Raw genomic sequence first — 380 nt, 5'->3', positions numbered from 1 at the left:
AAGAAAAGTAAGCAAAAGAAGGCGGCCCCTAAGTGCCAGCCCTCCTTCGGAGGGTACCCGTTGGAGCGCCATGAAAAATGGGCAAGGCAGAGTCGCTGCGCTCCGACTGCCTTGCTGATCCATTTTTCATGGCACTCCAACGGCTGGCCCACAAGGGGAGAAAACCCAACTGCCTCGCCTTCGGCATCGGGATGGGTAGGGTGATTGCGCGTTGGTTCCATTCTTTGAAGCAAGCCAGCAGCAAGTATTGCGATGCCGCAGGCGAGCCGGATAAGACGTCCGCTTCTGCCCAGCCGCTGGAGTTGCCGAAAAAATGGATCAGAAAGACAGTCGGAGCGAAGCGACTCTGTCTTTCCCATTTTTTCGGCGGCTCCAGCGGG

The 380-nt window shown here is 57.1% G+C and carries 1 protein-coding gene; it reads left to right on the top strand.

What is annotated here, in order from left to right:
• Positions 1-77: 77 nt before the first annotated feature.
• Positions 78-380: hypothetical protein (locus AKL28_RS23750; RefSeq protein WP_156226495.1), on the top strand; the 303-nt coding region annotated here is incomplete at its 3' end.

It is taken from the genome of Herbaspirillum chlorophenolicum (assembly GCF_001189955.1).
Lineage (GTDB): Bacteria > Pseudomonadota > Gammaproteobacteria > Burkholderiales > Burkholderiaceae_D > Herbaspirillum > Herbaspirillum chlorophenolicum.
Note: the sequence above shows the minus strand (reverse complement) of the source record. Positions and strands in the feature narration are given on the sequence as shown.